The organism is Stenotrophomonas daejeonensis, assembly GCF_001431505.1.
GTDB lineage: Bacteria > Pseudomonadota > Gammaproteobacteria > Xanthomonadales > Xanthomonadaceae > Stenotrophomonas > Stenotrophomonas daejeonensis.
Window position 1 is genome coordinate 1 of sequence record NZ_LDJP01000055.1, and the last position, 10350, is coordinate 10350.

Annotated in this window: 6 protein-coding genes; 2 read left to right on the forward strand and 4 right to left on the reverse strand. The window is 71.7% G+C overall.

Annotated features, from left to right (window positions below; all coding sequences use genetic code 11):
* Positions 1-130: 130 nt before the first annotated feature.
* The 3 genes from rsmG to ABB34_RS09400 all read right to left on the reverse strand — a co-directional run bounded on the left by rsmG (position 131) and on the right by ABB34_RS09400 (position 5690).
* The gene (gene rsmG, locus ABB34_RS09390) at positions 131-775 is read right to left on the reverse strand and encodes a 16S rRNA (guanine(527)-N(7))-methyltransferase RsmG (RefSeq protein ID WP_057641063.1); all 645 of its coding nucleotides are present in this window, start codon (positions 773-775) and stop codon (positions 131-133) included.
* A gap of 149 nt (positions 776-924) precedes the next feature.
* Positions 925-4365, reverse strand: a complete 3441-nt coding sequence (locus tag ABB34_RS09395; RefSeq protein ID WP_057641092.1) for a hybrid sensor histidine kinase/response regulator — start codon at positions 4363-4365, stop codon at positions 925-927.
* Between the two features lie 50 nt (positions 4366-4415).
* Positions 4416-5690, reverse strand: a complete 1275-nt coding sequence (locus ABB34_RS09400) for a sensor histidine kinase (RefSeq protein WP_057641064.1) — start codon at positions 5688-5690, stop codon at positions 4416-4418.
* 242 nt (positions 5691-5932) lie between these two features.
* Here ABB34_RS09400 and ABB34_RS09405 point away from each other — a divergent pair, with 242 nt between their 5' ends.
* Together ABB34_RS09405 and ABB34_RS09410 are read left to right on the forward strand one after the other, a co-directional pair.
* Complete coding sequence (locus ABB34_RS09405; RefSeq protein WP_152979570.1) at positions 5933-7216, forward strand: tetratricopeptide repeat protein; 1284 nt, start codon at positions 5933-5935, stop codon at positions 7214-7216.
* 122 nt (positions 7217-7338) lie between these two features.
* Entirely contained in the window at positions 7339-9288 is a 1950-nt protein-coding gene (locus ABB34_RS09410) for a GGDEF domain-containing protein (RefSeq protein ID WP_152979571.1), read from the forward strand.
* A gap of 42 nt (positions 9289-9330) precedes the next feature.
* On the opposite strand, the gene ABB34_RS09415 is transcribed toward ABB34_RS09410, so the two are convergent.
* Positions 9331-10341, reverse strand: a complete 1011-nt coding sequence (locus ABB34_RS09415; RefSeq protein ID WP_152979572.1) for an OmpA family protein — start codon at positions 10339-10341, stop codon at positions 9331-9333.
* Positions 10342-10350 lie beyond the last annotated feature (9 nt).

The window sequence follows — 10350 nt, forward strand, 5'->3', positions numbered from 1 at the left end:
CCCTCTCCCCAACCCCCGCTCCGCGCCCCGGCCCTTGCGCTGGCGCAAGGGCGTTCGAGGAGCCGCGAACCATGGTTCGCAAACGGCTCCTCTCGCCCCGGAGAGAGAGGGGCTTCAAGCAGCCGCACGCCTACCTCCGGCTGCACACCACCAGATGGCGCTCGCCGGCCAAGCCGGGCACCTGCAACGGCCGCACCTCGGCCACCTGCCAGCCGGCCGGCAGCGCGGCGATTTCCTCGTACGGGTACACGCCCTTCATCGCCAGCAGCTGGCCGCCGGGGCGCAGCAGGTGGCCGCCGACTTCAATGATGCCGGCCAGCGTGTCCATCGCCCGTGCGGTGAGGGCGTCGAAGGCGCCGGGCTCGTCCAGTGCCTCGGCGCGCGATTCGGCCACGCGGGCATTGCCGAGGCCGATCTGGCGCACCGCCTCGCGCAGGAAACGCGCTTTCTTGCCGTTGCTCTCCACCAGCGTCACCTGCAACTGCGGGTGGGCGATGGCCAGCGGGATGCCGGGCAGGCCGGGGCCGGTGCCGAGGTCGGCCAGGGTGCCGGATTCGACGTGCGCCGCCATCGCCAGTGAGTCGAGCAGGTGGCGGGTGACCATCTCGCGCGGGTCGCGGATAGCGGTGAGGTTGTAGGTGCGGTTCCAGCGCACCAGCAGCGACAGGTAGGCCAGCAGCGGCGGCGCCAGCGCGGCGCCCAGGCCCATCGCGTGCAGGCCGCGTTGCAGGTCGTCGGCCACGCCGGGCGGGAGTGGGGTGTCGTTCGCGTTCATTGCCGGATTATCGCAGCAGGGCGGGAAACCCGTGGAGGGGACGAGGCAATGCAGGCTCCTCGTAGATGCGGGGCTTGCCCCGCATGGGGCCCTACCGGTGAAAGCCCCGTGTGGGGCAAGCCCCACACCTACGCCTTCCAAGCCCTGCCTCACACGCTCCTGCCGGTACTGCACGCGGTCAGGAACGCCCGCAGCGAGGCCGGCTTCACCGGCTTGGTCAGCACCCGGTAGCCGCGCTGGCGGGCCAGCCGCTTCAGTTCGTCGCGGCCGTCGGCGGTGAGCAGCGCGCCGGGCAGCGGCCGGCCGGCGGCCTTGTTCAGCGCGAGCAGCGTGGCCAGCCCGTCCATGCGGTCGTGCAGGTGGTAGTCCACCAGCACCACGTCCGGTTGCTCGGCCAGCTTTTCCAGCGCCATGTCCACGGTGCTGGCGGCGATCACCTGCACCTTCCAGCGGCCGAGCAGCGCGCGCATGCCGTCGAGGATCTCCTGGTCGTTGTCCACGCACAGCACGCGCAGGCCGGCCAGGGCCTCGTCGCTGCCGAAGCCGGGCGAGGTGCGCGGCGCGGCGGCGGCCAGGGCCGGCGCCGCCACCCGCGGCAGGGTGATGGAGAACATGCTGCCGCGGCCGGCCTGGCTGCGCGCGTCCAGCGCGTGGCCGAGCAGGCGCGAGATGCGCTGGCAGATCGACAGGCCCAGCCCCAGGCCCTGCTCGCCCCAGTCGAACGGCTGCTGGTAGCGGTGGAACTCGTCGAATATCTGCTGCATGTGGTGCTCGGGGATGCCTGGGCCGGTGTCCCACACCTGCAGTTCCACCCGCTCGCCGCGCACCCGCAGCGCCAGCACGATGCGGCCGCTGCGGGTGTAGCGCAGCGCGTTGGCCATGAAGTTCTGCAGCACCCGGCGCAGCAGCCGGCGGTCGCTGCGCACCCACGCGGCCTGCGCGTGCACGTGCAGGCGCAGGCCACGCCCGGCCGCTATCGGCGTGTATTGCGCGGCCAGCTCGCGCACCAGCACCGCGGCGTCGAAATCGGCGATGGTCGGGTGCAGGCGGCCGGCGTCCAGCCGCGACACGTCGAGCAGGCCGTCGAGCAGTTCCTCGGCCGCGCGCAGCGAGGCGTCCACGCGTTCGGCGAGGTGGCGCTGCTCGTCATCGTCGCGCAGGCTGTCGCGCAGCGCCGAGGCGAACAGCCGCGCCGCGTTCAGCGGTTGCAGCACGTCGTGGCTGATGGCGGCGAGGAAGCGGGTCTTGGACTGCTGCGCCGCCTCGGCCACCTGCGAGCGCTCGGCCACCCGCTGCTCCAGGGTTTCGTTGGCTTCCAGCAGCGCCTGCTCGGCGCGCTTGAAATCGGTGATGTCGTTGTAGCTGGTGACGTAGCCACCGCCGGGCAGCGCCTGCCCGCGCAGCTCGATGACCTTGCCGTCGGCGCCGGTGCGCTCGAACACGTGCGGCGTGCCGGCGCGCATGTGGCCGATGCGGCGGGCGATCTGCACCTCGGTGTCGCCCTCGCCCAGCTCGCCGCGTTCGGCGTTGTAGCGAATCAGGTCGGCGACCGGGCGGCCGACGTAGAGCATGCCGTCGGGGTAGCCGAACATCTGCTGGTAGCGGCGATTCCATGCGGTCAGGCGCATGTCCGGGTCGACCACGCTGACCCCGGCGCTGATGTTCTCCAGCGTGGTGGACAGGATCTCGCGGTTGAAGCGCAGTTCCTGCCCGGCTTCGTCGAGCACCGCCACCACTTCGCCCAGGTCCATGCCCGAGCCGCGCAGCAGGCTGGTCAGCAGCAGCCGCGCCGAGGCGGCGCCGATCGAGGCGGCCAGCAGGCGCTCGGTGAATTGCACCCAGGCGCGGTCGGCGGCGGCGGCCGGTTGCAGCTCGCGCTGCAGCACCCGCGCCTGTTCGGTGAACGCGCGCCGCGCGCGGTGGTCGCCGACCACGCGCTTGGCCAGGGTCAGCAAATCGCGCACCTTGACGTGGGCCGGCCAGTCGCTGGCCACCGCCGGGCGCTGCGCGTAGGGGTCGAGGAACGGCGCCGCGCGCAGGCGCTCGGCCACGCCGGGCCGGCGCCGCATCGACACCAGCAGCATCGTCGCGCTGTTGAGCAACAGCGACCAGAACGTGCCGTGGGTCAGCGAATCCCAGCCGCTCAGGCCGAACAGCTGCTGCGGGCGCAGCCAGCCGATGCCGAACGGACCGTGCTCGACCAGCGCCACGTCCAGCCAGCCGCCCTGCGCCAGCGCCGGCAGCAGCAGGGTGTAGCCCCATACGCAGAAGCCGACCAGCATGCCGCTTTCCACGCCGCGGCGGCTGGCGCCGCGCCAGTACAGCCCGCCGATCAGCCCCGGTGCGAACTGCGCCACCGCCGCAAACGCCATCAGCCCGTAGGCGGCCAGCATGGTGTCGTTGTTGCTGCCGCGGTAATAACCGTAGGCGACCATCGCCAGCAGCAGGATCGCCAGGCGCCGTATCCACAGCACCCGCGAAGCGACGTTGGCCGCCGCGCGGTGGTCGCCGCTGCGGCGCAGCAGCAGCGGCATCACCAGGTCGTTGCTGATCATCGTCGCCAGCGCGATCGAGGAGACGATGACCATGCCGGTGGCGGCGGAGAAACCGCCGACGTAGGCCACCAGCGCCAGCGCGGTGTTGTCCCCGCGCATCGGCAGCGCCAGCAGCAGCGCGTCGTTGACGACCTGTCCGTCGCCGAGCAGCGCGCTGCCGGCCACCGCGACCGGCACGATCATCAGCGAGATCAGCACCAGGTAGCCGCCGAACAGCCAGCGCGCGCGGCGCACGTCGCCGACCTGCCCGCATTCCACCACCGCCACGTGGAACTGGCGCGGCAGGCAGACCAGGGCGAGGAAACTGAGCAGGGTCTGCGCGGCGAAGCCTTCCGGCGGCATGCCCTCGAACAGGATGCGCGCCGAGGCCACCACCGATTCGCCGCGGTCGTTCAGCCATACCCAGGCGAACACGCCCACCGCCACCAGCGCCAGCAGCTTGATCATCGACTCCAGCGCGATGGCCAGCATCATGCCGTGGTGGTGCTCGGTGGCATCCACCTGGCGCGCGCCGAACAGGATCGCGAACAACGCCATCAACAGCGCCACGTACAGCGCCGGGTCGGCGAAGGCGCTGCTGCCGGCGGCGTTGCCGGTGAGCACCTGCAGGCTCATCGCCACCGCCTTGTACTGCAGCGCCAGGTACGGCACCACCCCGACCAGCGCGATCAGCGCCACCAGCGCGGCCAGCCGCCGCGAGCGGCCGAAGCGCGAGGAGATGAAGTCGGCGATGGAAACGACGTTCTCGTTGCGCGCCACCAGCGCCAGCCGTTCGATGATGCGCCAGCCGAACAGCAGCATCAGCAACGGCCCCAGGTAGATCGGCAGGTAGCCGATGCCGTAGCGCACCGCGGTGCCGACCGCGCCGTAGAAGGTCCACGACGAGCAGTACACCGCCAGCGCCAGGCTGTAGACCAGCGGCCGCAGCCACGGCCGGTCCGGGTACATCGGCCGGCGGTCGCCCCACCACGCCACGCCGAACAGCAGCGCGGCATAGGCGAGCGAAACGAGCAGCAACGTCCAGCTGGAAATCAAGCATCCGCCTCCGAACCGAATTGCCGCAGTGTAGTGGAGCGGCAGTGGGATCAGGCCGCCGGCAACGGCCGCGCCGGCAGCCACAGGTGGAAGCAGGCGCCCTGCCCCGGCGCGCTCTCCACGGTGATGCGGCCACCGCCGGCCTCGACCAGGTTGGCCGCCACCGCCAGCCCCAGCCCGGTGCCCTGGCCACTGGGCTTGGTGGTGAAGAACGGCTCCAGGCAGCGCCGGCGCACGTCCTCGCTCATGCCGTGGCCGCTGTCGCGCACTTCCACGTGCAGTTCGTCCCCCGGCGCCGGGCAGGACAGCACGAGGCGAAAGCTGCCGCCCTCGGGCATGGCCTGCTGCGCGTTGGCGGCCAGGCTCAGCAGGACCAGTTCCAGCTGCGCCGGGTCGAAGTGGATCCGGCAGCGCACCTGCGCGGTGTCCAGCGCGAATGCCACCCGCGCATCGAACAGCTGCCGCAGCATCGGCTCCATCGCCGCAATGGTGGCCGCCGCATCCAGCAGCTGCGGCCGCGCCACTTCCTGGCGGCTGAAATCCAGCAGCCGCCGGGTCACCGCGCCGGCACGCCGCGCGGCCGATTCCACCCCCGACAGCGCGGCCTTCAACTCGGCCGGATCATCACTGCGCCGGCCCTTGCCGGCATAGCCCATGATCAGCGCCAGCAGGTGGTTGAAGTCGTGCGCCACGCCGCTGGCCAGGCGGCCCACGTTCTCGATCTTCAGCGCATGCACCAGTTGCTCGCGCGAACGTTCCTTCTCCTGCATTTCCAGCTGCAGCTCGTCGCGCTTGCGCGCCAGGTCGATGCCGCGGCGCCGGGCGATGCGCAGGTTCTCGCGCAGCGAGGCCATCGACTGGTCCAGCACGAAGGCGGCCAGCAGCACGCCGAAACCGGCCAACGCCAGGTCGCGCACGGCCAGTTCCACCCGCGCCGGGAAATAGAAGCCGGCGGCCGCGTCGAGCCAGGCCCCCAGCGCCATCAGCGCGCACAGCCAACCGGCCGCCAGCCACAACGCGCGCCGGCCCAGCAGCGCACCGGCCAACAGCACCGGCAACAACTGCAGCAGTTGCCCCTGCATCTGCGAACGCAGGCCCCAGTAGCCATAGGCCACCGAGGTCAGCAGCAGGTTGAGCAGCACGAACAGCAGGGCAGCCGCCTGCAGCCGCTGCCGGCGCAGCAGTTCCAGCGAGGCCAGGCACGCCAGCATGCCGCCCACGGCCAGCACCCGCACCAGCGGACCCGGCGACGGGCCACTCCACAGCAGGGCCAGCAGCCGGTAGCCGGCCACCAGCAGCAACAGGCGCAGCATCATCGCCGCCATGCGCCTTTCGGTGGCATCGACTGCGGGCAGCCAGCGGCGGCGACGGGCCGGAGCCTGTTGCGGGGGCCCGGCCGGATCGCCACGCCGGAAGGATCGGGAATGCATCGGTCGGGGGTTCCCATCGCGGCGCGGGCCGCACGATACGTGAAGGGTCTGCGGCTATATTACGGACCATCCGCCGTCGAAGCGCCCGAGCCGTTTCCCCGGCGGCATCGCCTTTTCGCCGCAACGCGCCCGGCTCCATGCACCCGCTCCGCACCCCTTCCCGCCTGCCACCGTTGCTGCCATGCCTGCTGCTGGCGCTGGCCGTGGCTGGTACTGCCCGCGGCCAGGCGACCGGCACCGACGCGCAGGTGGCACGCTGCCAGACGCTGGTCCGCAGCTCGCCCCACGACGCGCTGGCGCTGGCCGACCGCCTGCTGGCGGCGCCGGCGCTGCCGCCGGCGGTGGAGGTCGGCATGGTCGGTTGCCGTGGCCTCGCCCTGACCCTGCTCGGCCGGGGCGAGGAAAGCAGGCAGGCGATGGCACGGCTGCGGGCGTTGCTGCGGACCTCGGGGCTGCCGCTCGGCGAATACGACCAAGTGCAGCGACGGGCCGCTTTCCTGCTGCTGCGTGACGGCCGGACCGAGGAGGGATTGCAGATACTCGAGGCCATGCAGGAACGCAGCATCGCCGCCGCGGACGTCGGCGACCAGGTGCTGGCGCTGGGCCATATCGCGCTGATCCACGCCGAACAGCTGGACGACCTGGAAGGTGCGCTGCGTTACCAGCAACAGGCGCTCGCCCTGTCCGGCCACCTGCAGCGGCCGCCGCTGCCACAGGACGTGACCCTCAATTACAACCACGGCTACGTCTTGCTGCTGCTCAGGCGCTACGACGAGGCCGACAAGGCGTTCGACCGCGCGGAGGACATCGCCAAACGCCTGTCCAGCCAGGACGTGGTGCTGCACCGCATCCGCAGCGACCGCGCCGAGATACTGCGCGCCCGCGGCCACCCGGAAGCGGCCAGGGCCGAGCTGCTGGCCGTCCTGCGCTGGCAGCAGCGCAACAATCCGTCGGGGCAGGTCAGCACCCTGCAATACCTGGCGCGGATCGCGCTGGAACAGGGCGCACCGGAGGAGGCCCGGTGCCTGGCCGAACAGGCGCAGGCGATGGCCGAGGCCATCAGGTTCCCGTCGGGCGCCCGCGACCGGCTGGACCTGCTGGCCGAGATCAGCGTGGCGCTGGGCGACATGGCGCGGGCACGCGACTACCTGCACCGGGCCCGGCAGCTCGACCGGCCGCGGATGACGGACGCCAGCCTGGCGCGGCTGGCCAGGTTGCAGGCCAGGGCCGCGCAGGCGCTGGACCCGGCCCGCATCAACGCCACCCAGGAAGCCAGCCGCGACCGCCTGCTGCGCGACATCGCGTTGGCCGTCGTGGCGATGCTGCTGCTGGGCAGCGGCGGCCTGTACCTGCGCGTTCGCCGCCTGCGGCAACGGTTGCGCCGGTTCGATGCCGTCGATGGAACGGGCAACCGCCCTTGAGGCGAACCCCGGCGCCCACCGGCGGGACCAGCGGCTATATTGAGCCGCATCCGTTACCGGAGCGGCGCCCCGCGCCGCCGCTCCCCGGACAGCCTTCTCCTCGCCAGGAAGCCGTTGCCGCCATGCGCCGTCCCCTCCGCAATGCCCGCCTCCGCTGCCTGTTGCCATGCCTGCTGCTGGTGGCGATCGGCCCGGTCCACGGCCAGGAGGTGGCGGCCACCACCGATGCGCGGCAGATGGAACAAGTGCAGCGCTGCCATTCGGTGATGCACGGCTCCCCCCGCGACGCGCTGGCCATCGCCGACCAGCTGCTGGCCGCGCCGGCCCTGTCGCCGGTGGTGGAGATCGGTGCGGTCAGCTGCCGCGGCTTCTCCCTGCAGTTGCTCGGGCAGGGTGCGGGCAGCCTGGACGCGGCGGCGCGCTTGAAGGTGCTGATGGAAACGCCCGGGCTGCCGGTGATGGAACGCAACCGCGCACTGCAGATCGCCGCCACGCTGCTGCAACGCAACGGCCAGACCCGCGAGGGCCTGCAACTGCTCGAATCGATGCTGGAGCGCGCCATCGCCGAAGACGACGTCACCGGGCAGATCAGCGCGCTGAGCGGCATCGCGCTGGTCCGCGGCGAGCAGATGGACGACCCGGAAGGCGCCCTGCGTTACCAGCAGCAGGCCATCGCCCTGTCCGACCACCTGCAGCGGCCGCCGCTGCCGCAGGACGTGCTGCTCCACTACAACCACGGCTACACGCTGCTGCAGCTCAAGCGCTACGACGAGGCGGGCAAGGCATTCAACCGCGCCGAAACCATCGCCAACCGGCTCTCCAACCAGGACGTGATGCTGCAACGCATCCGCGGCCACCGCGCCGAGATGCTGCATGCCCGCGGCGAGCTGGAGGCGGCCAGGTCCGGGCTGCTCGCGATCCTGCCCTGGCAGCGGGAGAACGATCCGCTGGGCGAGGTCGTCACCCTGCAACGCCTGGCGCGGATCGCCTTGGAACAGGATGCCGCGGAGGAAGCGCGGCAGTTGGCCGGGCAGGCATTGGCGGTGGCCGAGCGCGGCAGATTCCCCGAGGCCATCCGCGACAGCCTGGACCTGCTGGCCGAAACCAGCATGCTCCTGGGCGATGCCGCGCAGGCCCGCGACTACCTGCGGCAGGCGCGGGAGATCGACCAGTCACGGATGAAGGGCGACAACCTCGACCGCCTCGCCAGGCTGCAGGCCAAGGCCGAACAGGCGCTGGACCCGATCCGTACCAATGCCACCCAGAAAGCCAACCGCGACCGCCTGCTGCGCAATGCCGCGCTCGCCGCGGCGGTGGTGCTATTGCTGGGCGCGGGCGGCCTGTACCTGCGCATGCGTCGCCAGCAACGGCGGCTGCGCCAGATCGACACCACCGACGCGCTCACCGGGCTGGCAAACCGGCACGAGGCCGAGCGCCTGCTCGCCGCAACCGCGCCGGCAGGCGCCAACAAGGCGCGCAGCGCGGTGCTGCTGCTGGAAATCGACGGCTTCAAGGCACTCAACGACCAGCACGGCCATGCCGCCGGCGACCAGTTGCTGTGCGCGGTGGCCGAGGCGCTCGCGCAGGGCAGCGACCAGCACGACCACGTGGCGCGCTGGAGCGGCGCGGCGTTCATGGTGATCCGCGGCAATACCTCGCAGGCGGCCGCGTTCGCGTTGGCCGCGCACCTGTGCCGCCGCATCGGGCGATTGCAGGTCGAAATCGCGCCGGGCCAGTATCTGGCGCCCACCGTCTCCACCGGCGTGGCGTCCCACCCGCTGTTCCCCGGTCGCGCCCCGCGACTGGCCGACACCCTGCGCGCGGCCGGCCGCGCCCTGCAGGTGGCGCAGCGCAGCGGCCCCGGCACCTGGGCCGGGCTGTGGGGCCTGGCCGAAGGCCGCGGCATCGACCTGCACGACCTGCTGCACGCTCCCGAACAGGCGCTGGCGCAGGGCTGGATCGCCATCGGCGGCGGCCGCCCCATGTCGTGGACGCCGCCGCGCGGGACTGCGACGGGGTCGCCGGCACCGGCACACCGCCCGGCGGGCAATGCCGTGGGCGAGCGCTCCTGAACCGGGTGGAGGCGTCTCCCCACGCCTCCACCCGCCCCTGGATCACCTGGCCAGTTCGAACCGCACCTCGACGCGGCGGTTCGGCAACAGGCATTCCAGCAACGCCGCGCGCGGCTTGACGCCTTCGCACTGCTGCACCTGCTGGGTGTCGCCGCGGTACTCGTAGCGGATCTTGTCCGGGTCGATGCCGCGGCCGACCAGCAGTTCGCGCACGGTCTGCGCACGGCGTTGCGACAGGCCCTGGTTGTAGTCGTAGCCACGGCCCTGCATGCGGTCGGCGTGGCCGACCAACGCGACGCCTTCCAGCGTCAGGTCCTCGTCCTTCAGGGTCGCCAGCGCACGGTCCACGCTTTCCAGCGAGTAGGTGCGGATGTCGCGGTACTGGTCGCGGTCGAACTCGAACAGCACGTTGGCGACCAGCGGGCCGACCGGCGCGACCGGCATGGCCGGGCCGGCGCCGCACTGGCGCGCCAGCGCCTCGGCGTCGTTGACCAGGTCCTCGGCTATCTGGATGTAGGGCTTGGAATGCCGCCATTGCTGCTGGTTGAATTCGTTTCCAGCGTGCACCAGCTCGACCTCGCCGCAGGCCACCTTCTGCTGCGCGCATTCGAAGCCGGGGGTGCCGTGGATCGCGCGCAGGCGCTGCCACAGGTCGTCGCGCAGGTATTTGGCGCCGTTGACCAGCGGCGTGTCGGTGGGGATCGGCGCCACGCCGTTCTCCATGTCCACGATCAGCTTCTCCGACTCGGTCAGCGCTTCCTGCGGGAAGGCGCTGCGGTCGTTGCGGGTGTACTCGTGGAAGGACACGTCCAGCCAGCACTGCGCCTTGGCCATGCCGTAGTCGCGGATCGAGCGGCCGCCGTCGTTGAGCGCCTGGATCCGGCCCTGGGTGGTTTCGTAGCCCTGCAGGTCGGCGTGGATCGCCTCGTCGGTGATGCGCTTTTCCTGCGGGGTGAGCCGGGTCTGCTGGGCGCCGGCGGTGCCGACGGCGGCCAGGACGGCCGCGGCCAGCAGCGTGCGGGACAGGGTGGAACGGTTGTGCGGGAGTTTCATCGGGTCGTC